Here is a 23659-nt window from a genome sequence, read left to right on the forward strand (position 1 = left end):
AGCAATCTAACTAGGTGTATCTGACAACACCCACTCCAAAACGGTTTGGTAAGTTCCCGTCGATTTCACAGCCTCTTTCGGAACAAATAATTGAAATTCACTAAGATTTAACAAAACATCACCTGGTTGCGTCGTTCCATTTAACTGGATAAGGGGTTGTTGAACACCAACATTTAATCCAACAATCTGGTTGGCGGTGCTACTAACTGAACCTGCAGGAAAAGTTGAAATCAGGTCAGCGTTCTTAATTTGTAATTGTGCCAAAAGTTCATTCGTACCTTGGTTCCATGAAGTTAACTGCTCCACTTTTAACTGCCAAAATTTTTCTACCAATCGCGTATCACTGATTTGAACAACACCTGTCGTTACTTGTTGATTTTCTTTAGCAATCAGTAACTCATCCATTTGCGTTTGAATAACATGTTCACCAAAATCCAAGTTACTTGGAAGAAATGTCGTTTCCATAGCCAACGCTCCTGCAGAAAAATAAATTACCGTCTGCGCAACAGATTCTCCTAGCTGAATCAATGCTTCATCTGTCTGCATAAACATTCCTGTAAAATTTGCAACATAATCACTTGTGGTTGCAGGCGAAGAAACTAGAAAAGGGAATGATGCTTGCGTGTTTCCTAAAATTGAGCCAGCTACCAAGGCACGACTATCAGCTGAAGTTGATGAATTTAAATTATTGATTAATTGATTTAAGGCCGTTGTAAAGGGAGTCAATAACACACCCAAAATCGTTCCAATTAAAGGAATAGACGTAACAACGGTTAATAGATTTTGAACACGATTTTTTAGCGTTGTGGCTAAAATAGGGAATAAACCTTGACTAATGGCTACTTCAAATTGTGTGTTCGTTCTCGGCGTAATCGCAAGAGACAGGTTTTGACTACCAAAATTTTCCGAGGTTAGTTCCGTCAATGCTTGATTCGCAGCTGTTTTATTTGCTGCGGAAACCAGTGGTGAATGAACAATCAAAGAGATGACTGAACTGATTGTCGGCATCAACGCTTGCAATGGGGATTGGCTTAAAGGAACAGTCACCGTCGTCTGTACAATTGCAGATCCATTAACTTGAACATAACCAACCATCTCCATTGGAATTTCAAGTATTCCATATTTTTCACCCGTCGTAATCGCTCCGACTCCTACGCCATTTTCTCCCGTGAGCACAAAAGTAACTGGCGTATTTTCCACATGTAAAAATGGTTTTTCGGCAGTGGTTTCGCTGTTATTTGAAAGTGTTGTTGTCCCAAATAATTCTAGAGAAAGTGCTTGAACGACATGGGTCTGGCTTAAAATAATCCAGATCAAACAGAAAGTCATTCCAAATGCCTGCCAAACTTTTTTTCTTTGAAAAGAACGCATCTAACCCCCTCCCTCACATCCATTTGAATTTAATCAATGAACCATTTGACCGTTGAAACTTCTTCCTAATTTACGGATATACTGATCAATTTGCTGGAAATCGCTTCCTGTTACTGAGCCTTTAGCTAAAATCAAACTATCGTCACTCAATAGCGTTTCCAATTGTTCTGATAATTCTTTTAACGTAGCAAACCAGTGAAACCTCGAATCATTTTGTTGCTCCAAAGCAAAGATTTCTTTGAACTGCTCACCATAACCAAAGATATAATCAGCCTCGGCATCTTCCATATCTTGTTTGATTGCAAGATGAACAGATTTCGCTGCCTCTCCTAAATCAGCAATTTGTCCTAAAATGAGAAAACTTTTTCCTAAATAATAAGGACGTACATCATTAAAGTAGCTAATCGCATTTCTCATAGCCGGTAATGAAGCGTTGTGGGTATCATCAATAAACGTAAATGTTTTTTCTGGTGCAATCATTATTGATGATTTTTCTAAAATTTTGTGCAGTGGTCTAAATGTCTCGAATTTTCTAAGATAAGGTTCGATTGTCCCCTCCATTTCATAAACCACCAGTAACGTTGCTAACGCATTGGAAATCATCCCAGCAGAAGAAACGGTTAGCTTGACAGTCCTCTCTTCATCTAAAAAAGAAATTACTAACTCACAGTACTCTCTTTTTTGTTGCCAGTGCTTAACATAAACATCTGTTAGTGTATCTTGTAATGAATAAGTGTAGATTTTCGCCTCTCTTTTTCTGGCAGCATCAACTAAAATAGTGAACTCTTCTTGCCCCATATCTTTGTTGATAATCGCCGTTCCACCTTTTTTTAACCCCTCAAAAATCTTGGCTTTGTGAATTGCCACACCTTTTGTATCCTTCAATGAACTAAGATGTGCTTCACCAATTGAGGTCACCAATGCAATATCCGGTTCAATCAATTTTGACATAGAACCAGTATCATAGGAATTCAACGCATTTACCGAAACTTCTAAATTAAAGACTTCTGGATCAGTTAATAACTTGCTCATGTACAGTGGAATTGCAAAACGTACATTGTGATTTCCTCGGTTCTCTAACACTTTCTTATCTTTAAATAAATGAGAAATCATCATTCGCGTCGATGTTTTTCCCGCAGAACCAGTAATAGCAATCACGGGTTTAATAAACTCTGCTCGAAGCTTAGCTGACAAATTCAAGAGAAATTCCCAGCTATTCGGAACGATAAACTGTGGTACCTGAACTAAATCATCTGTGATTGGACGTTCTGTTACAATCAAACCAAACTCATTTTCTCTTCCGGCAATTTGTTCATTGCCATCTAGCCATTTAACCGGTTTTCGATTAATATAATTTCTTCTTTCTGACGTGATACAAACAAAAATCGTTGAAGAATAATCACGGTGTTTCTTTAAGTGTCCTGAAAAATATTCTAAATCAGTTATTTCTTGATCCAAATTTTCATACTCTCTGAAATAATTCCCTTCGATTTCCGTTAACACTGTTCGAATGGTCTTCATTTTTTCACCCCGCCTTCTTCATTTATCGATTACCAGCGACCACGTCTTGGACGTGCTTGATTCACGTATCTGGTAGCTGTTTTTTTGATTCTCTCGGGCGAATCATTCCGGTCATTTTCCCAAGGATACAAACCATTTTCATCTTTCTCATACCCAGTTAAATCTTCTGGAGGTTGCTGGTCTTTCCACCCTTTTTTCCGACGTACTTTAAAAATAAAATAAGATAAACCAATCAAAGATAACGCAATGAAACGAATCGTTCCAACCATTAGAATTCCTCCTCTTTATTGGTATGCATTCGATAATTGATCAAGCCTGACAGAAAATGCTCCACATCGTCAATCCGCATACGAAAACGATCATGTCGGGCAAAGAAGCCATAACAAACAATAGCGGGCTGTTTAAAAAATTGTGCAAATTCCGGGAACATCACACCTGTTGTTATTTCATGTAACACTCTTTTTTCCATCACATGATTGATTCTAGTTTTTGCTTGAAAAAAATCTTTATCCAATGGAAAGATTTCTTTTCTAAACGGACTCACTTCTAATTTAGTCATCATTTTTGATGCCGCAACTAATAATTCCAGCATTGTTGGATAAGCAGTATCACGTTTATCAATGAAATTGATGTTTTCCAGAGCATTTTTTAATCCAAATTGGTAATATTCCTTTTTCTGTTGATACTTCAGTAATTCATTTGTCGCATAACTTAACCAATGATCGTGATATTTTTGATAATTATTGGCAACGAACTGTGTCATTAGACCTTCACAGATTGTCAAAATTTCTCGCTGTTTCAAAATCTCATAAGCACGCAATAATGCAAATAAAATTTCACCGTCATAGTAAACGATTCTGAACTGTTCTTTCACTTGCAACTGACCATCTAACACATGAATGGTTTTCTTTTCTGCAGTCAGAAATTTATCTTCAACTACTCGGATCAGCTCTTGTAAGAATGAATGAAAGTACTCATCTTGAGTTAACTCGACGTACTTAGCAACAGCGAGTATTGCCGTTGCTTGTGCGCCTAATTTATACTCCACATCTTTTGCTAGTTGCTCTTTGACCAAGAGATACTCATCTAGTTCATCTGTTAAGTGTTTCATTCCCCAAATCAATCCATCTTTTACTGATGTCAACATCTTTTGATCAGAAAAGTATTCAGCTGCTTCTGCTAACGCATATAAGGAAGAAAAATGTCGAACTGAATTGTAGCCTTTAATTGGTTGGTCATAGCAGGGATAATAACCATAAATAAATTTCCCAGTAGAAGTCAGCTGATTTTCTAAATAACTACTTCCTTTATCAATAACTAAATCTGTCATTTGCACTAAATTTTCTCGAGAGATTTCTCGTATTCGATTTCCATTCCCATAGTCCTTAATTGGTAAAAGTTGCCCCTTTTCAAAGTAATATGACTTCGTTTCAAACAAATAAAAATCTGAGCGTTGTAAATAGCTTAAATCTTGTTCATTTCTCCCGTATTTTCGTTTGACATAGCCACGATAATTTTGTTCATCGATTTGTAAATCTGGAAGATTTTTTCCCACTTTATGTGCTTTACTTGGCTTCAAAATTGCGTTAGCCACAAGTTCTTCCATTAAGAAGCTTCGTTTTCGTAAACCATCGATCCTGACATTAAAATCAACGTAGTTATTTCGACGAACTTTTTTTAAACCTGTTAGGAACTGGGCAAAATCGATTCTCGTTTCTTTTGTCAAAATATCAATTCTTAAATAAGGGGCTTGATTGAATTGATTGATTTTATATGCGGATAAAAAGTTGTTCCAGATCGTCTTGAAATTGTTGCCATAAAATTCAATGACCCGTCCGCGTTCACTAAAATCACCGGTACTAACAATCAACAGTTTATTAGTTGCATTCGTTTCAACTTGATCAATGATTTCTTTTATTGAAGCCAAAACATTTTCGGTCGTCTGAACAAACATATCCTCACCTCATGAAAGATTGATGAAGAGAATGCTCCTCTTCATCAATCTATTTTATTTTGCTACTTAGCTTTATTTATTCTTTTTTCCTTTGCGAATTCTCCAAATTCCTAGCCCAGAAATGAACGCTGTTATTGCTCCTAACAATGAGGTTGAAGCACTTGTTTGATCAGATGTTTTTGGATAATTTTTTGGACTTGTCTTCTGCGTCATGTTAATTCCAGTCCCACCTTTACCACTTGGTGGATAACGGTCATTACCAAGTTGAAGTGGTAATTTTGGCGTCGGTCCTGTTTGTTTAACTGGCGTAGGATCATCTGAATCAGAATCAGAATCGGCATCCGCATCGGCGTCTGAATCCGCGTCAGCGTCAGAATCGGCATCCGCATCGGCGTCAGCGTCTGAATCTGCATCGGAATCAGCGTCGGCATCGGCATCTGCGTCAGCGTCGGCATCGGCATCTGCGTCTGCGTCTGCATCAGCGTCTGAATCTGCATCGGAATCAGCGTCGGCATCGGCATCTGCGTCAGCGTCGGCATCGGCATCTGCGTCTGCATCAGAATCGGCATCGGCATCGGCATCGGCGTCAGCATCGGCGTCAGCATCGGCGTCGGCGTCTGAATCGGCATCTGCGTCTGCATCAGAATCGGCATCCGCATCTGCGTCAGCATCTGCGTCAGCATCGGCGTCTGCGTCTGAATCGGCATCGGCGTCAGCGTCTGAATCGGCATCCGCATCCGCGTCTGAATCTGCATCCGCATCAGCATCGGCGTCAGCATCGGCGTCAGCATCGGCATCCGCATCGGCATCCGCATCCGCGTCGGCATCTGCATCGGCGTCGGCATCCGCATCGGAATCAGCATCGGCGTCGGCATCCGCATCCGCATCTGAATCGGCATCCGCGTCGGCATCCGCATCGGCATCTGCATCCGCATCGGCGTCGGCGTCGGAATCGGCATCGGCGTCGGCGTCAGCATCCGCATCGGCATCCGCATCGGCATCCGCGTCAGCGTCAGCGTCTGAATCTGCATCCGCATCCGCATCGGCATCAGCATCCGCGTCAGCGTCTGAATCTGCATCCGCATCCGCATCTGAATCGGCATCCGCATCAGCGTCAGAATCCGCATCGGCGTCTGAATCTGCATCCGCATCGGCGTCTGAATCTGCATCCGCATCTGAATCGGCATCCGCATCGGCGTCTGAATCTGAATCCGCATCTGAATCCGCGTCAGCGTCTGAATCTGCATCCGCATCCGCATCTGAATCGGCATCCGCATCGGCGTCTGAATCCGCATCGGCGTCTGAATCGGCATCCGCATCGGCGTCTGAATCTGCATCCGCATCCGCATCGGCATCTGCATCCGCATCGGCGTCTGAATCTGAATCCGCATCTGAATCCGCGTCAGCGTCTGAATCGGCATCCGCATCCGCATCGGCGTCTGAATCTGCATCCGCATCAGCGTCAGAATCCGCATCGGCGTCTGAATCGGCATCCGCATCCGCATCTGAATCGGCATCCGCATCGGCGTCTGAATCGGCATCCGCATCTGAATCCGCGTCAGCGTCAGCGTCAGAATCCGCATCTGCGTCAGCATCCGCATCTGAATCCGCGTCAGCGTCTGAATCGGCATCTGCATCGGCATCTGCATCCGCGTCTGAATCTGCATCTGCATCTGCATCCGCGTCGGCGTCAGCGTCAGAATCCGCATCTGCGTCAGCATCCGCATCTGAATCCGCGTCAGCGTCAGCGTCAGAATCGGCGTCAGCGTCGGCATCCGCATCGGCATCTGCATCGGCGTCAGAATCAGCATCAGCATCGGCGTCGGCGTCGGAATCGGCATCGGCGTCAGCGTCGGCATCTGCATCCGCATCCGCATCTGAATCGGCATCCGCATCGGCGTCTGAATCTGAATCCGCATCTGAATCCGCGTCAGCGTCTGAATCGGCATCCGCATCCGCATCTGAATCGGCATCCGCATCAGCGTCAGAATCCGCATCGGCGTCTGAATCGGCATCCGCATCTGAATCCGCGTCAGCGTCTGAATCGGCATCCGCGTCGGCATCTGCATCATCGTCATCTTCATCCGGAATAAATGCTTGCGTTGGTAAACTTGGAATATCATTTTCATCGTAAGCGATCAACTGAATTTCATCTAATGGATTAACATCATCTGAAGAAATGGGAATAGTAAAGCTTCCTGTTACTTCATCCGCCGATCCTTCACCAATTAATACACCATCTTTATAAATTCGTACTGTAGCACCAGGATCAGCCATCCCCGTGACTTCATAGCCATCAGCTACATTTCCAGTTACCACAACATTGTAAGGAGCAGTTACATTACTTGCCTCATAGAACACCGGTGTGTACCCGTCATAATTTGAAGCGATGTCAATCGACAACAGATTTGTTTTAATCATCGTTGCTAAAAAACCTGCTTCATATGGATTAGAGATGTCTACTCCTGCTGTCAATAAATCTTGATATGTTGGATCTTGGATCATCGTTGGAATGGTCACAGTTGTTTGACCAAGCACACTGCCATCCACCAAATTACCAATCAACGAAGAGCCTACGTTAACTAGAGCCAAGGCTGTATTGAAAGTAAGAGTAAAAGCTGGTTTAAGTGTAGTATTCAGAGTTGTATTAACTGCGGCTGCCGCGAACGTACCTCCTAGTCCTGAACCAGCAGTCGGAACAGCATCAATAGATTGTACCGCGTTATTCAAATCTGTTAAAATATCCGTCAGTGATTCACGAATGATTACTTCAAGAATCCCTTCTAGTTCAGCATAGATGTACTCATCACCTTGTGCTTCGAGCTGTAGCGCGACATCAGCAGCGGTTAGATTAGTTAAATTATTCAATAAATCTAACTGCGTATAAACTTGTGATAAATCTATTGTTGCTAACGGATTAAGGGCTATCGCTGCATTTATTCCATTTACTAACGTAGTTACTGCACCATTTACAACTGTTAGCAACGGATCTAAGGCATTCGTAGGCAATAGGATTTCAGTTGAGAATGTTCCATCACCGTTTGGCGTTACTAGCCCTTGCATTTCTTCTGGAATTGCTAGAACTGCTAGACGATTTCCTGGTAAAACACTTAAATCAATTCCACTATCCGCTGAAATGATAAAATCAACAGCACGACTGACATTTTCTAAAGGAAAAGGGGCAGAGCTGGTAGTTCCACTTGTGTTAGATGAAGTTAAATTACTGAATAGCTGTCCGTTAATCAAATCTGCATAAACTTCGTTCGTTTCAAGAGTAAAAAGTGGCGTAGCAATTGAAATTGGGGCTAACCCTAACAACATACCTGTTGCCAACGACGTTCCCACAAGCAAGTATTTTTTTGATCGGCGCTTAGTACTTGCTTTTTGGTCCATTAATCTTCGGTAGTCCTTTTTCATGTTTATCCTCCTTTTTGAGACACATCTCCTAACTGTCCAGTCCTCCAACAAAAGAATAAATATGTGAAGCAGCTAACGACCTCCCCTTTATACCCGATTTTTATACCTAAAAGGCGCCTTTTCAGGTATTTTTATTCACTAGCAACTTAAGTTATTCGGAGTTTATCAAGGGTGTATCATAAAATCTATTTTTTTGCTCGTTAGTCAATAAAATAACCACCATTAAACGAAATCGTTACTTTAAAATTAAAAAATAATCAAAAATGTATTATAATATTCACCATAAACAGATAAGAACTCTCATAAAACAAATAAATCTATAACATAAAAAAAAGATAAAATATCATAAGATATTCCATCTTTTTATAGTTCTATGTTATTTCTTCTTATTTTTTGTGTTTATTTATCGACTAAAAATGAGAATTTTTGATAAGTTTTACTAGTCTTATCTAATTTAAATACTTTTTGAAGGAGTAACTTGTATGAATCAATTTTTTAGTTTAGAACGTCCAATCCAGATGCAGTTAGCTATTCTTGAAACACTTTACTTTTCAGAAAAGCCTTATTCTTTGGAGAAACTTGCTCGTTCACTCTCCTCTGACAAACGATCAGTTGCCCAATATTGTCAAAAAATTCAAGAATTACCAAATGCGATTCATTTTGCCAAAACTTCATCTCATTATCATTTCACAGGTGATTCAAAAGAATATCAACTTCTATATGCAGATATATTAGCTTTATCTCCTATTTTTCAATTAATTTATCAATTGATATTCGTCTCAAAAATCCAAATAAAGGACTTTTTGGTTTCAATTGAGATCAGTGAATTTATTTTACGTAGACATATTACACAATTAAATAAAAAATTTGCTCCTTATGATATACAAATAAAAACCAAAAATGGTGACATTTATCTAACAGGAAAGGAGACACAAATTCGTTATTTTAGTTATTTAGTTTTGTGGGAGACTTATCGTGGAGTAATTTGGCCTTTTGCAACCATTGACTTCGCACAGACACTATCTGATGTAGAAAACCTTTTTAAAGCTGTAGGCCAGCAACCAAATAAAATAAAAGTTCTCCAATGGTGCTACATTTCTGCTATTAATTTTTTACGGTCTTCTCAAGGACATTTAATTGACAACAATATTTTACCCACGTTTACCACACAAATCTGGAAAGAATTTTCGGAAGAAGCACAGATTTTTCAGGAGGTAATCGGCGATAAGCTTTCAGAAACAGAATTACGTTTTTCCTTTCTTTGGATGCAGTCGAAAACAAATTTTTATTTAGCAAAAAACTTTTTGGAAAGAGCATTAAAACTTCATTTAGCAAAACAAACCTCTGCAAGATTATTTTTGATCAAATTTTTCTCTTATTTAAATACATTAAAACGAAATCAATTTAATCATATCAAAAAACGTAAACTGTTAAATGCAACCTTATTAGCGAACTCAATGCACGCAATTTTATTTCCGAATTTTTTAACGTTAAACAAAGAATTTATTTTTGATATAGAAGAAAAACATCCGGAGCTTTTGGGAGAAATGTCTCGAGTCTGTACTGAATTCAAGCATCAAGAGGAAGCGCTTTATTGGTTACGTCCTTGGATCTTAACGGAAGCATTTTTGATTATCGCTCCTCCAACGTATTTTGACAAGCAGCTCAATGTCAAATTTGAAAGTGACCTTCCGCATTCGCTAGAACTAGCAGCCATGAAAAAGATCAATGATTCTTTACGTCCTTACATCAATCTATTTATGACCAATGACCTTTCCATTCAACCAGATTTGATCATCCGAACAACCGATACGTTACTTACTATGCCCACATTTGAGGAAGAACCTATAGTTGTCACAATTTCCATCCAAGATATTGAAAAACAAATCCATTCACTGGTTCACTTTATTAAAGAACATTTCCTTCTGTAACTCATTCATTTATACAAACTAAAAAAGGAGTCGTAGCACAAGCCACAACTCCTTTTTTGTATAATCTCGTGAAACAAATCTAACTTTTTTCAAAGGGATTTATTTTTGATAAGATCGTTTATTCAACAAATATTATAATTTAGTCACTTCAGCAGCTTGAGGTCCGCGTGAACCTTCAACAATTGTGAATTCAACTTCTTGACCTTCTTCTAAGCTCTTAAAGCCATCTCCTTGAATTGCTGAGAAGTGTACAAATACGTCATCTCCGCCATCTACTGTAATAAACCCAAATCCTTTTTCATTGTTGAACCATTTAACTGTTCCGTGTTCCATAAGTGTATAGCCTCCAAAAAATGTTCTTGTAAGAATTCCTCTTACAAAAATATTATACCGAATTTAGAAAACGCTCGCAAGGTTGTTTTTTACTTTTTCCGGAAACAACTAAAGATGGAACTAACATATGAACACGTTATTTTGCTTGTTCAAACTGTTTATTTACTTCATCCCAGTTCACAAGATTCCAGAACGCTTCGATGTAATCAGGACGTACATTTTTATATTTCAAATAATAGGCATGTTCCCACACGTCTAAACCTAATACAGGCGTTTGACCTTCCATCAAAGGTGAATCTTGATTAGCAGTTGAAGTAATAACTAATTTACCATTATCAACAGCCAGCCAAGCCCAACCAGAACCAAAACGACCAGTTGCTGCAGTTTTGAATTCTGATTTAAATGAAGCAAAGTCACCAAAAGCAGCATCAATTGCTTCTTTGATTGCTCCTGTTGGTTCGCCACCAGCATTTGGTGCCATGATCTTCCAGAAGAATGAATGGTTTGCATGTCCGCCACCATTATTGCGAACTGCAGTTTTGATATCTTCAGGAATAGCATCCATATCAGAAATTAATTCTTCTATTGATTTTTCTCCGAGTTCTGGATGTTTTTCGATTGCTGCATTTAGATTAGTCACGTAAGTGTGATGGTGCTTGTCATGATGAAGGTGCATTGTTTCTTCATCGATATAAGGTTCCAAAGCATCATATGCATATGGTAAATCAGGTAATGTGTAAGTCATTGAAAATCTTCCTCCTCAATAATCCTGTTAGTCTTTACACTCAAAAGAGTAACAAAGAGTTGAGAATTCTTCAAAAGTTATGCCTACGATTTTTGTTATTGTTTTTCGATTCGATTATTTGGTTTCTTTGATTTCATCAATTACCTCAGTTTTTTTGAAAATAAATAACTTACTGAATATATAGTTAGCCAAAACAACTAAGATTTGTGTAATGATTTTAGCCACATACTCGTTACTATTTAACCCCTGAATGAGTAAAATCATAGCGCCCATGTCCAGTCCATAGGAAACAATTCGATAGAAAAGAAATTTTGCAAATTCTCCTACCATATGCCAAAAACTTGGTGATTTAGAATGAAAAACCCAAATTTTATTTGTTACAAAAGCAAACAACACCGAACAAATCCAGGAAATCGTATTTGAAACGACCATGCTTAAACCAAATACTTGTAATGCTAACGCAAAGGTCACAAAGTTTACCACTGTTGCTAACCCACCAAAAAAAATATACACAAAAATTTCCCAGTACCCTTTTTCTTCTAAAAATTCTTTGATTTGCAAATATACTTTCATTTTTGAACCTACCCTTATTAAAATTCTTATTTATCATACGCTATTTTCAAAAAACTTTCAGCCAGATTATTAAAAAATTAGTAAACAGTTTTGTTGATCCATAAAAAAACAAACAATTACTTTCTGTAAGGATAACATTTTTCCGATTAACAGCCAATCAATCTTGTAATTTTGCCTCCTTCTCTTGTATTTCCAGCTATACTTCGCTAGAATTGCTGTTGAAGACAATACTAAAGAGGAGCTATTATGACAACAAAACAATTAATATTCAATTCATTTACAAAATTCAAAAATCTCAAAGAGGCACGACAAACTCCTTTTTGGAAATCGATTCTTTATCTCTTAGTGCTAAGTGTGATCATGGCATTACCAATTTCATTCCAAGTCTTTCAAGTTTTGGATAACATCAAGACTGACGGACAACAAATCGCCAAAAAGATCCCTGATTTTGAAATCAAAGATGGGCAATTAGATGCCCATGACGCTAAAGGTTTCATTTATCAGACAAATTCCATCATTTTTACTTTTGATCCTGATGGGAAACGTTCTGAACATGATATTTCTACTGATTTGATGGGGAATTTTATCAGTGTTGGCATGCTGAAAGATCAGATGGTTATTGCCTTACCAAATACTGGTACGACTACTTCTTTGTTAGGTAGCAATGAGATGGTCTTAAGTTATTCAAATGAGGCATTAGCTAACTTGAATGGGCAACAAATGCGCGAAGTTTTGGCAAACTCAACGATTCCATTCTGGATTAAAGCAGTGACTTTTATTATCACAATTTATCCAAGTTTTCTTAATCTACTGATTACATTGATCATTGCGAGCTTTGCAAGCTATATCTATGCTCGTCTACGTTTAACTAGGGCAACATTCCTTGACTGTTTAAAAACAATGATTTATGCGATTACGTTACCAACCCTACTTTCCACTGTCATTTTAATTTTTGTTCCAACATTTGATACAAGCATCTTCATCACATTAGTCGGCTTATTTATTTTCATTCAGGCATGTAAAGGTTGGCCAAGATTTCAATTACCAAAACAATAATTCACTTTAAGCCATGACAGCTGTCATGGCTCTTTTTTTATTTGCTGTTCTCCTTCCTCATCAACTTACTTCAAACTTTGCGCACTTTGCGCTACACTTAAGACAAGAAAGGTGGTCAAATCTATGAAACAGCCAATCATTTACTCCACTCGTCCTTTTCGTGAAGAATTTATCGAAAGAATCGAGACGCTTGCACCAAATTATCAATTCAAAACAGAGCTAACCACTGCTGAACTTTCACAAGTTGAAATCAGCTTGGGCTGGAATCGTGAATTTCAACCCGAACTACTAGCAAGCAATAATTTGAAATGGGTTCAATCCATTTCTGCAGGTGTCGACACCTTGCCCTTAGAAGAATTTTCAAAACATGATATCTTACTTTCGAATGGTAGTGGTATCCATAGTGAATCAATTGCTGAACATTTGATGGGTGTCATTTTTGGGTATTCTCGTGGTCTTTTTCAGGCACAAAAAGCACAAGTTGCTCAAAAATGGCTTGGTTCTGACATTCACTATCAAGCGATCCAAAAGAAAAAGTTACTGATTATCGGTACTGGGCATATCGGTAAAATGGTCGCTCAAAGAGCAGAAGTTTTTGGAATGGAAATCTATGGTATCAATACGACCGGTCGACCAGTAGAACATATTAAAGAGACCTTTCCGTTAGCAAAACTTAAAGAGATCTTACCAACGATGGATATCGTAATCAACATCTTGCCGCTGACCGAACAAACCAATGGCCTATTTGATCAAGAAATGTTCACTTTCTTTTCACCAACAGCGCTCTTTATAAATGTTGGTCGTGGACCATCTGTTAAGACCGACGAATTGATTGACGCGCTGAATCAAAAGAAACTAGCTTTTGCAGCGCTAGATGTTTTTGAAGAGGAACCATTACCAGAAAACAGTCCGCTTTGGTCAATGGAAAATGTGCTGATCACACCACATATTGCTGGATTGACTCCCCATTTCCAAACTAAATTTATGGACATTTTTCTCAAGAATCTTGAAAGTTATCTTTCAGATCAAGCTCTTACAGTTAATCAAGTACAGTTACTTTCTGGTTATTAAAATAAAAATTCATTGACTTCCTAAAATCCAGTAATCATATAATTTTTATTTTGCGAACGAAACAGATTAGAGTCATTCATCCAAAAAAACGGCGAAACCAATCAATGATTTCGCCGTTTTTTTGTTCTATTTTTAATCATTTTTTTCAAAATGATAGGCCGGTTCATCTTTTTTGGCATCATAGTCGACAACCAAATCATATCCTTTGAAAAACCATTCATCTGCTTCTTCAATAAAAAATTTCATGCCATCAATCAATTCTTCTTCAATCACATTTTCTGGTTCTTCAACTGATAATCCAATCGAAAATCCTTCGTGTACCTCTGTTTTACCATAAACTTTTCCGAAAAAGCGAATACCAAGATTTTCAGGTGGATTCACTTCTTTTTTGAACCATTCTTGTGCTGCAGGTGTTACTGTTAATTTAGTCAAAATCATTCACCCCTATAATTATTGATTCATTTTATCGTCAAGCATCTCTACATCTTCTGTTTCTCCGATTACTAATAAATTGTCATTTTGGCGGACAAATTCATCCGCTGCTGGAGAAACAACGACTGTTCGATCAACTCGACGAATTGCTACAACAGTTAAATCAAACCGTTGTCGGAAATTTAGTTCACCAAGTGTTTTATTGAAAAATTTAGGATTGGATACTCGAATCTCAGCTAAGGAGTAAGCATCCGTCAACTCTAAATAATCTAAAATATTTTTTGAAACTAAATTATGCGCAATACGAACCCCCATGTCTCTTTCCGGATGTACTACGCGATCTGCGCCAATTTTTTCTAAAACGCGTGCATGATATTCATTTTGTGCCTTCACCAGTATATTTGGCACACCCATCTCCTTGACCATTAGTGTTACTAAAATGCTGGCTTGGATATCTTCACCAATTGCCACAATCACATGATCAAAGTTACGAATGCCTAACGAACGTAAAGTCATTTCATCTTGTGCATTTGCCACCACTGCATGCGTAGCAATATTCATATATTCATTTACACGATCTTCATTGCTGTCAATTGCCAAAACTTCTTGTCCTGATTCAATCAACGTGCGACAGATGCTGCCACCAAATCGACCAAGACCGATGATTGCAAAATTCTGTTTCAAGTCATTACTCCTCTTCATTCTTATTTCTTTTCAAGTATAGCAAAGCCTTTTCAAAAACAAAAGAGGCGAGACTTATTCAAAGCCTTATCCTCCGAAACTTTCTGATCTCACTTCACAAAAACAAAAAAGCAGGACAAAACACAATTAGTCTTGCCCTACATTCTTTTTGATTTTAAGCAGTTGTTTATGATCAGCTGTCTTTTTATTTATCGATTCGTTATTTGATCAAACCATGTTTGAATGCATAAATTGCTGCTTGAGTACGATCCTCAACCTCAAGTTTTGCTAAAATATTTGAAACATGGGTTTTGACTGTTTTTAAAGTGATAAATAACTCATCTGCAATTTCTTGATTACTCTTTCCTTCAGAAATCAACATCAAGATTTCATTTTCTCGTTTCGTCAGGTCTTCATGCAAAATAGGTTCGTTTCGCCGACTCATCTTTTCCATCATTTTCGTTGTTACTTCTGGTTCTAACACTCGCTCGCCACGTTGCGTTGCACGAATCGCATCTGCGATCTCATGTGCAGTCGAAGTTTTTAATAAATAACCTGCAGCGCCAGCCTCAATCGCAGGATATACTTTTTCATCATCAATAAAGCTGGTGACAATAATAATTTTTGCCTCTGGCCAATCTTTTAAGATCGCTTTTGTTGACTCGATTCCATCCATTTCTTCCATCACTAGATCCATTAGAATAACATCTGGTCGCAATTCCATTGCTTTTTCATAGCCAATTAAGCCATTCTCAGCCTCTCCAACTACTTCGATGTCGTCTTGAATAGATAAGTAAGAAGAAACACCTAAACGCACCATCTCGTGGTCATCTACGAGCATTACTTTTATCATCCGTCGTTATACCTCCTTAATTAAAGGAACTTTGATCTCGACACTCGTTCCCTGTCCTTTAAAGCTAATAATCTTCACTGTGCCACCAATTCCTGCCACACGTTCTTTGATATTTACTAGACCGTAACTTCCCGTTTTCGTTTCGTTCATATTGAATCCCGTTCCATCATCAATAACACGTAGTAATAAATTATTATCGATCCGATGTAAATAGACCTCTAATTCATTTGCTTTTGCATGGCGTAGTGTATTTGAAAGCAGCTCTTGCACAATTCGGAAAAGGTGGTCTTCAATTGAACTGGATAATTGAACGTCTTCAATCTCCCACTTCAACGAAATTTGAATTTTGTTTTGTAACTCTTTTAATAATTGTTCAATTCCTTGTTTCAAGCTTTTCTCTTCCAAATTAACAGGACGTAAGTGTAACAATAACGCGCGCATCTCGGATTGAGAAGCATTGATGATATCCGCGACCATACGTAATTGTTTACGAAAAACTTCTGGGGTGTCACTTTTTTCTGCTTGTTCGGTCAAAGCAGACATCATCATCATGGCAGCAAATAACTGTTGTGAAACAGAATCATGCAACTCACGGGCTAACCGGTGTCTCTCTAATTCTAAGATTTCTTCTTTTGTTTGTCCATTTACATACTGTGGTCGACTTGTTAAGATCTGAAGCTCACTTGAAACTTCAATCATTTTTTCTTTGATTTTAATGATTTCTTGGTCAATATCTTTGATGTATTCATTATCGGTTGGTGTTACGATTGGCTGATCCAAAATTTTCGCATCATAGTTGCCGGAAGAAACTGCTCGTAACTTTTCTTCGATTTTACCATATCTTGCTTTTTGAACAACTGATACGATCAAAAAAGTCAATAAACCTACACCTAAGGAAAGAGCAAATAAATGAAAAATCAGTGGTACATAAAGCAATCTTGCTTGCAATAATTCCGCCCACCAATGCGTCTGTTTGCTTGCATAAAAATAGGTGAACATAGCGAATAAAATAACCATAAATGTGCCTAGTGAAGCATAAAAAGCAATCATTGATCGGGAGATTTTTCCAATCATACACGAATCACCTCAACATCACCAAGCAACGTATTCGTAATGATTTTCAACCGCCGAGGGTTTTCATCATAATCATTACTATAGATTTTGATTGACTCATTTTTCAATGAAAATTGTTCCTCTTCAAAATAAACATTTCCAAATAATGTCGCGTGCTCAAGACTAATGGCTATCCCTAATGGAACAAGAATTCTTGTTCGGCCTACACCTTTTCGGACAATCACAATATTATCATCCTTAGGTAACAAGGTATTTCCTAAATCAATGATTGTGTCACCTGAGGCAATTGCAATATTGATGTCATCCCATTCATACACATCTGAACCAATTCTTTGATTTCCAATTAGTTGTTGTTTAGTACGTTCGTTGTTATGAGATTTCAGCTGTTCCGTTTGAATCATCATCATTTGTTTTTTTCGCCAAAAAGCATTTTTGGTTAAATCAATACCAGAGATTTCAACACCTTTTAATCCAATAAACAACACGGCAAAAATCAGCATCAACCAAAGTGCTGGACTACTAATCAAACTAAAAAAGAGGATCAAGCTCCCTAAAATCAATTGAAATTTTTGAAATTTTTTGCGTGGTTTCTTGCGCAGTGCCAAATAAATATTGAGTATACCAAAAACCACGAAGATCAAGATTTCTGTATTATTAACAATTTGCCAAACAGCAAATAATAGCAATAAGGTTTCGACTACGAAAAAAAATCGTAAAGAACTATTCATCAGCTTGCTCCTTTCCTACTCACTTTCTTCATCATACCTATTTTTTTGAGGCTTTACTATAGGTCTCTGGTTGTAAAATTTATTTTTCTATCAAATAAACCAAAAAGAAAGACCTAGACGAATCAACTGATTACGCTCTAGGTCTGTTAACAAAATTAAGCTTGTTCAACTTTAACGATTTTAACTAACATATCTCCACCCGGTGTAGTGATTGTTACTTCATCGCCTTTTGACTTTCCAATCAACGCTTGTGCAATTGGAGAGTCATTTGAAATCTTACCAGAAAATGGATCAGCTTCAGCACTACCAACAATAGTATATTCTTCTTCGTCCCCGTCCGGAAGTTCAACAAATGTAACTGTTTTTCCGATTGAAACTTCGTCAGAATCAACGCCGTTATTATCAATGATCTGTGCAAAACGAATCATTGTTTCAATCGTCGTGATACGTCCTTCTACAAAAGCTTGTTCGTCTTTTGCTGATTCATACTCTGAGTTTTCTGACAAATCGCCAAAGCTTCGAGCAATTTTGATACGCTCAATAATTTCTCCGCGTTTAACTGTTTTTAATTCTTCCAATTCTTGTTCTAGCTTTTCTTTTCCTTCTAGCGTCATTGGGTAAACTTTCTCTACCATTCGTAACGTCTCCTTCATCTCAATAGACTACCACAAAAGGTAACCCTTTATGGACTATAGTCCAAAAAAGATTACCATGCTTTTTCTAAAATGTAAATGTTTTTCTAAAAATGAATCAATAACACTAATTTATTTTATGATTTATTGACATATTTTTCAACTAATTCTAAGTGTTCTTCATATGTTTTAGCAAAGTATACATTTCCTGTACTGATATCTGCTACAAAATAGTAATAATCATTATCTGCAGGAGACAAGACTGCTTTGATGGATTCCTCACTAGGACTATCAAATGGTCCAGGACCAAAACCTGTATTTGTATATAAGTTATATGGAGAGTCAACTGCAGTATCTGTATAACTAACGGTTTCTTTGTGTTCGCCAAGCGCATATAAAACGGAAATATCCGTTTGCAACGGCATATCTGACTCAATTCGGTTGTAGAAAACTCGTGCAATATTCTTGCGGTCGTTCTCTTTGACACCTTCTTTTTCAACTAAAGAAGCTAATGTCAACACCTCTTGAACAGTATGATTTTGTTGTTTGATTGTCGTATAGTAATCTTGCATAACTGAGTCTGTTTTTTCAACCATTTGGATAACTAAATCTTTCAATGACGTATCCTTGTAATAATCATAAGTAGCTGGGAATAAATAACCTTCTAAATGATACTTTACATCTTTAGCTTGAGACGTGCTTTCCAATAGTTCTGGGAATTTTTGATACAACTCTTTTAAGAAAGCTTCATCCGTCATTAAATCTAGAAATTCTTGCTTATCTTTCCCAGTTATTTTAGCCACTCGACTCGCTATCTGGTCTATATCATAACCTTCAGGAATCGTGATTTTCCCATCGGCAACTGCTTTTGCTTCAGCAGTTCCGCCTTCTTGCAATAATTTACCAATCTCATCTAAAGTCATGTCTGGAGACATTTGATAAAATCCTGCTTGAAAACCAGTTAAATTTTTAAATTTCGTATAATAATTAAAAACGATACCGCTTTTGATAACATGATTCTTTTCGAGGATTTCGCCAATTTGTTTATTCGAAGAACCAGTTGGAACTTCTACTTGAACTAATTGACTATCCGATTTATCTAACGGTTGCAAGCCACTTTCAACATATTTGTAAGTAGTAAAGCCAAATACGCCTACAATTGCCAATAAAGTAATCACAATCACTAAAATGATCTTGCCGACGATCTTATCTTCTTTTTTACGCAAATTTTTACGTTTGACTATAACTTCTTGCGTTGTCGTGTGTCCATTCTTATTATTTTCTTCTGGATGTTGTTTGTTTTCTGACAAAACAACTCCTCCTTACTCTCAAGTTCATAACTCCATCTATTATACATGAAATTTCTTTCAGAGTGAATTCTTTTCATAAAATATTATATTGCAAAATTGTTAGTAGGAATCTCCTTTACTCACGTATTAAAATAAAAGTGTTTTAAAAATATCAGAAAGGATAATCCTATGCACACTACAAAACATCAAAAAAAGCAAGCTAGGAAGAAAACAATTCTTCTTTCTATCTTAACTCTTCTTCTGGGATTAGGCGTAGCCACAAGTTGGTATCTGCTCCTACTTTCTGACACAATCAAGCCAGTTACGGATTCAGAGCCAACAACTGTCGTAAAATTGACCGATTCCGAAGAAAAAACAGTAACACAAATGGATCAATTCTTAAAAAAGTCAGATTACATTGGCACAATCTACGTTCGAAAAAATAATCGAATTATCTTAGAAAAAACTTATGGTTATGCGAACAAAGAAACAAATCAATTAAATTCTTTATCACTTGACTATCAGATTGGTTCAATCCAAAAAGCGATGACTGCTCTGCTCATCCTAAAGCAAATCGAACAGAAAAAAATTAGTTTTACCACACCTCTAGCTACCTTTTATCCACAGATTCCAGGTAGTCAAACAATCACGATTCATGACTTGTTGGTGATGCGATCTGGTCTGCATAAAACCGAACAGCCTTCTATCCCACTGAATGATCGTGACATCGTTCAATTCACCGTAGAGCATTTAAAATGGACTGATTATCAAACCTACCATTATGAACCACTAAACTTTACTTTATTGGCAGGAATTCTAATGCAGTTAACGAACAAAAGTTATGAAGAATTGTTATCGGAATCATTAATTCAGCCTCTACAATTACACCATACTGATTTTTATGAAAATGTCAAAAATTCTCCTCAGCACGCTAAATCTTATCAAATGACAGCTGATGATGACTACTGGAAAGCATTAGATGAAAATGAAACTGCGATTCATAATGAACTAGGAACAGGAAATATCAGTATGAATACGTATGATCTAGCAGCCTTTTTCACGAAGGTGCTGTCTGGAGAACTTATTTCAAAAAAACTACTCTTTTCACTTTGGCAAAACAATCAGTTAAAGAATCCCTATAGTGGTGGTGTTTACAGTGGAGAAGATTACATTCTAGCACAAGGAAACATCAATCGGTTTCACTCTGTTGTTGCAATGACAAAAGATACAAAAAACGCTATTGTTATGCAAAGTAATATCCAATCTGACACAAAAATAAAACCCGGTGCAGTCGCTATTAGAAATCAACTTTATGAAATGCTGACAGGAAAAAAACTTCCTTCATAATTTTAACTACAAAAAAATAGCAAGGTGGTATTTTTATTTACCACTTTGCTATTTTTTTAGAATATAAAAGCTTTATTCATTAAACTCACTTTCAATGTAACGTTGCATACCATCCAAAATATCAAACTTTGGTTGATAACCTAACGTTTTGATTTTTGAAATATCTGCCAATGAATCATGAATATCACCTGAACGCTCTTCTTCAAATTTTAGCGCTAACTTCACATTCAAAATCTTGTCAATTGCCTGAATAAGTTCAAGTAATGTTGTACTATTACCTGTTCCTACATTAAACTGTTTTCCTAAGGCTTCGTCTTTCGTTGCCACCAGCAACAACGCTTGAATCACGTCTTCAATATAAACGAAGTCCCTTGATTGGCTCCCATCACCGAACAAAGTGAAAACAGCTGGTTCGCCCGCTAACTGTTTCTTGTAGCGATCGATTAAAATCGAGATAACCCCGCTATAGGGTGAGTTAGGGTTTTGATTTGGCCCAAAAACATTGAAGAAACGAACCGCACTAGTTGGTATATCGTACAAATGGTAGTAATCCAAAGCATACTGTTCCGCAGCAAATTTATCTACGGCATAAGGTGTCAACGGACGAATCACTGACTCTTCTTGTTTTGGCAAAGTCAATTCATCTCCATAGACAGCAGCCGAAGAACTGAAGACTAAACGTTTTAGATTAGGCTGATACTGACGAATCAATTCCAATAATATCAGTACACTTTCAAAATTCACACGGTGTGTTGCAACAGGACGTTCCACAGAATCAGCCACACTTGCAACCGCAGCTAAATGAAAAATATAAGCAAATGAATATTCAGAAAGCAACTGTTCCATTAACACTTTATCTGCTACATCGCCTTCTACGAACTTAATATTGTTTGATGAAATCAAATTTTCTTGTTTTCCCATGGATAAATCATCTACAACAATGATTTTATTTTCTTTACTTAAATAATTTGCTAGCGTAGAACCAATAAATCCGGCTCCGCCAGTGATTAATATGTTGTCCACTTTTTCACCTCAATTAAATGATCCTTTGATTATCCACGTTAAGTTTAACATTAAAAAAAAAATAAAACTATGTAAATTTATTTCGCAATATAAAAATGAACGCAATTATCAATTGCGTTCATTAAAAAAATCTATATCAATTCTTTATCAAATAAATAAATTTATTTTTATTATCCATGATTTTTTTCCAAGAAATAGCAATATAAACTATAAAAACAATAATATACAAAATAACGCTGTTCCAAAGAGATAGATATAAGTTTCCTGTAACAAATGCAATTGTTACAAAAGTTTCAAGTATCTCATTTTTCCACAAACTGATTTTCATGTATCTACTTAACAATAGCTCAGCTACAATACATCTAAAGGCCAAACTACACATGATAAGAACCACTGCTAAAGTCAAATTTCCCATCACAAAAATAATAATTAAAGATGCTATTAAAGTTGTAATAAGGGTTAGGACATTAACAAATAAAATCGTTTTTTCCTGACGTAGAGTTTTCAAATAGGTATTTATTAACAGTGACATTCTTCCTTCATAAATGACGATTGGAAACAAAATACCCATAAATTTTAAACTTTCTGCATATTCTGGAAGCCACATGCTAAGGATATACCTTGCAGGTCCATAAAAAATGAGAATTGAATAAGTCATAGGAACAAATAATCCTCTTAATATTTCATAAAGACTAGGTAATTTCTTTTCATTTGTTCTCCTTAAGAGTGGGAACATGACTACACCTACTGCATTGATAAACGTTAGAAACATATTCGAAATACTCAAGGTAAAGGATAATTTACCAAATACTTCAATAGTCCAGCGACGTTCCACAAAAAAACGAATTGAACCAATAATAAACATACTCGCAATATTAGATAACATTAATTTACTACCCACATTTATATTATCTAATATTTCGGTAAAAATCATCTTATGAGTGATTAGTTTCACCGAAATCATATCTCTAATATGATACATTCCCCATAAAGTCATAATTAATTTCGATAGAATATCCATGATAATCAGCCAATAAAAATTTCTGCCACCTAACAAAAAATAAAAACCGATCATGCAAATATAAATATATCTATCACTTCTTGATAATTGAGCATATTCTTTTATTCTGTTTGTCGATTGTAAAATATACTGTATGAATGTTTTAGCAATCGTAATGACAGAAACAATAGCAGTTAGAAGTAAAATTACTTTTTTGTTCGAACTAGGAACCATTATCATTGTTGCGATAATTACACAACAAGAGATAATCACTTCCATACATATAAGATACCAGTACTGAGAACCTAGGTTCCTTTTGTCTAATTCATCATAATTTTCTCCACCAATTTTCAGATAAATACCATCAACCCAACCAAAATGTAAAAAACCAACGTAAGAGGAATAAAATACATATAATTGCCAATAACTATATTCTTTAACTCCCAATAATTTAGGAACAAATAGATTAAGCAATACAGAAATAGCTAAAGTAACAAAATTGGCTGCCACGGTATAATAGAGATTTTTTATGATCATTTTAGCTTTATTATTCACATATGAAGCTCCTTTAAATATAAAATAGAAAATTTCTACTTTAGCTGTAATTTACCAATTCAACAACCCAATA

General features: G+C 37.0%; 21 protein-coding genes. 4 read left to right on the top strand and 17 right to left on the bottom strand.

Translation table 11 applies throughout. The features are described from left to right. Window positions 1–6: 6 nt before the first annotated feature. The 5 genes from AC4BD1_RS08125 to AC4BD1_RS08145 form a co-directional block, all read right to left on the bottom strand. Window positions 7–1371, bottom strand: coding sequence for an adhesive domain-containing protein (locus tag AC4BD1_RS08125; RefSeq protein WP_490466245.1), 1365 nt, complete (start codon window positions 1369–1371; stop codon window positions 7–9). A 33-nt stretch (window positions 1372–1404) separates the two neighbouring features. Continuing rightward, window positions 1405–2892: a Mur ligase family protein gene (locus AC4BD1_RS08130; RefSeq protein WP_490466246.1), complete on the bottom strand. Its 1488-nt coding sequence runs from the start codon at window positions 2890–2892 to the stop codon at window positions 1405–1407. Window positions 2893–2921: 29 nt separating this feature from the next. Then, window positions 2922–3161: a hypothetical protein gene (locus AC4BD1_RS08135; RefSeq protein WP_490466247.1), complete on the bottom strand. Its 240-nt coding sequence runs from the start codon at window positions 3159–3161 to the stop codon at window positions 2922–2924. Next, entirely contained in the window at window positions 3161–4846 is a 1686-nt protein-coding gene (locus AC4BD1_RS08140; RefSeq protein WP_490485465.1) for a hypothetical protein, read from the bottom strand. The genes AC4BD1_RS08135 and AC4BD1_RS08140 overlap by 1 nt, the downstream gene beginning before the upstream one ends. Before the next feature lie 72 nt (window positions 4847–4918). Next, entirely contained in the window at window positions 4919–8263 is a 3345-nt protein-coding gene (locus tag AC4BD1_RS08145; RefSeq protein WP_490485467.1) for an adhesive domain-containing protein, read from the bottom strand. Between the two features lie 482 nt (window positions 8264–8745). Between AC4BD1_RS08145 and AC4BD1_RS08150 the strand changes: the two genes are divergently transcribed. After that, entirely contained in the window at window positions 8746–10194 is a 1449-nt protein-coding gene (locus AC4BD1_RS08150; RefSeq protein ID WP_490466250.1) for a helix-turn-helix domain-containing protein, read from the top strand. Window positions 10195–10326: 132 nt separating this feature from the next. On the opposite strand, the gene AC4BD1_RS08155 is transcribed toward AC4BD1_RS08150, so the two are convergent. The 3 genes from AC4BD1_RS08155 to AC4BD1_RS08165 all read right to left on the bottom strand — a co-directional run bounded on the left by AC4BD1_RS08155 (window position 10327) and on the right by AC4BD1_RS08165 (window position 11845). Next, window positions 10327–10527, bottom strand: a complete 201-nt coding sequence (locus AC4BD1_RS08155; RefSeq protein ID WP_067480755.1) for a cold-shock protein — start codon at window positions 10525–10527, stop codon at window positions 10327–10329. Window positions 10528–10663: 136 nt separating this feature from the next. Next, entirely contained in the window at window positions 10664–11272 is a 609-nt protein-coding gene (locus AC4BD1_RS08160) for a superoxide dismutase (protein ID WP_206909089.1), read from the bottom strand. A gap of 114 nt (window positions 11273–11386) precedes the next feature. Continuing rightward, window positions 11387–11845, bottom strand: a complete 459-nt coding sequence (locus AC4BD1_RS08165; RefSeq protein WP_206909088.1) for a GtrA family protein — start codon at window positions 11843–11845, stop codon at window positions 11387–11389. Between the two features lie 246 nt (window positions 11846–12091). On the opposite strand from AC4BD1_RS08165, the gene AC4BD1_RS08170 reads away from it, so the two are divergent. Both AC4BD1_RS08170 and AC4BD1_RS08175 read left to right on the top strand, forming a co-directional pair. Continuing rightward, window positions 12092–12901: a DUF1189 domain-containing protein gene (locus tag AC4BD1_RS08170; RefSeq protein ID WP_490485468.1), complete on the top strand. Its 810-nt coding sequence runs from the start codon at window positions 12092–12094 to the stop codon at window positions 12899–12901. A gap of 123 nt (window positions 12902–13024) precedes the next feature. After that, a complete protein-coding gene (locus AC4BD1_RS08175) occupies window positions 13025–13972 on the top strand; it encodes a phosphoglycerate dehydrogenase (RefSeq protein WP_490485469.1) in 948 nt (315 codons plus the stop codon). A gap of 132 nt (window positions 13973–14104) precedes the next feature. On the opposite strand, the gene AC4BD1_RS08180 is transcribed toward AC4BD1_RS08175, so the two are convergent. The 7 genes from AC4BD1_RS08180 to mltG all read right to left on the bottom strand — a co-directional run bounded on the left by AC4BD1_RS08180 (window position 14105) and on the right by mltG (window position 19682). Beyond that, a complete protein-coding gene (locus tag AC4BD1_RS08180; protein ID WP_067480740.1) occupies window positions 14105–14404 on the bottom strand; it encodes a HesB/YadR/YfhF family protein in 300 nt (99 codons plus the stop codon). Between the two features lie 18 nt (window positions 14405–14422). Then, window positions 14423–15088: a potassium channel family protein gene (locus AC4BD1_RS08185; RefSeq protein WP_206909083.1), complete on the bottom strand. Its 666-nt coding sequence runs from the start codon at window positions 15086–15088 to the stop codon at window positions 14423–14425. A gap of 217 nt (window positions 15089–15305) precedes the next feature. Continuing rightward, window positions 15306–15938: a response regulator transcription factor gene (locus tag AC4BD1_RS08190; RefSeq protein ID WP_206909082.1), complete on the bottom strand. Its 633-nt coding sequence runs from the start codon at window positions 15936–15938 to the stop codon at window positions 15306–15308. A 6-nt stretch (window positions 15939–15944) separates the two neighbouring features. Further along, window positions 15945–17012, bottom strand: coding sequence for a sensor histidine kinase (locus tag AC4BD1_RS08195; protein WP_490466253.1), 1068 nt, complete (start codon window positions 17010–17012; stop codon window positions 15945–15947). Then, window positions 17009–17740 carry a cell wall-active antibiotics response protein LiaF gene (liaF, locus tag AC4BD1_RS08200; RefSeq protein WP_206909080.1) on the bottom strand — a complete coding sequence of 244 codons (732 nt, stop codon included), beginning with the start codon at window positions 17738–17740 and terminating at the stop codon, window positions 17009–17011. Before liaF ends, AC4BD1_RS08195 begins: the two co-directional genes overlap by 4 nt. 155 nt (window positions 17741–17895) lie before the next feature. Further along, on the bottom strand, window positions 17896–18375 hold the full coding sequence (greA, locus tag AC4BD1_RS08205; protein WP_206909079.1) for a transcription elongation factor GreA: 480 nt from the start codon (window positions 18373–18375) through the stop codon (window positions 17896–17898). A 134-nt stretch (window positions 18376–18509) separates the two neighbouring features. Next, a complete protein-coding gene (gene mltG / locus AC4BD1_RS08210) occupies window positions 18510–19682 on the bottom strand; it encodes an endolytic transglycosylase MltG (RefSeq protein WP_490466254.1) in 1173 nt (390 codons plus the stop codon). 168 nt (window positions 19683–19850) lie between these two features. Between mltG and AC4BD1_RS08215 the strand changes: the two genes are divergently transcribed. Next, the gene (locus tag AC4BD1_RS08215) at window positions 19851–21008 is read left to right on the top strand and encodes a serine hydrolase domain-containing protein (protein ID WP_490485470.1); all 1158 of its coding nucleotides are present in this window, start codon (window positions 19851–19853) and stop codon (window positions 21006–21008) included. A gap of 72 nt (window positions 21009–21080) precedes the next feature. On the opposite strand, the gene AC4BD1_RS08220 is transcribed toward AC4BD1_RS08215, so the two are convergent. After that, window positions 21081–22031 (bottom strand): NAD-dependent epimerase/dehydratase family protein, encoded by a 951-nt coding sequence (locus AC4BD1_RS08220; RefSeq protein ID WP_490466256.1) that lies wholly within the window; start codon window positions 22029–22031, stop codon window positions 21081–21083. A 136-nt stretch (window positions 22032–22167) separates the two neighbouring features. After that, the gene (locus AC4BD1_RS08225; RefSeq protein ID WP_490466257.1) at window positions 22168–23586 is read right to left on the bottom strand and encodes a lipopolysaccharide biosynthesis protein; all 1419 of its coding nucleotides are present in this window, start codon (window positions 23584–23586) and stop codon (window positions 22168–22170) included. Between the last annotated feature and the right edge of the window lie 73 nt (window positions 23587–23659).

Source organism: Enterococcus sp. DJ147D b (genome assembly GCF_058216655.1).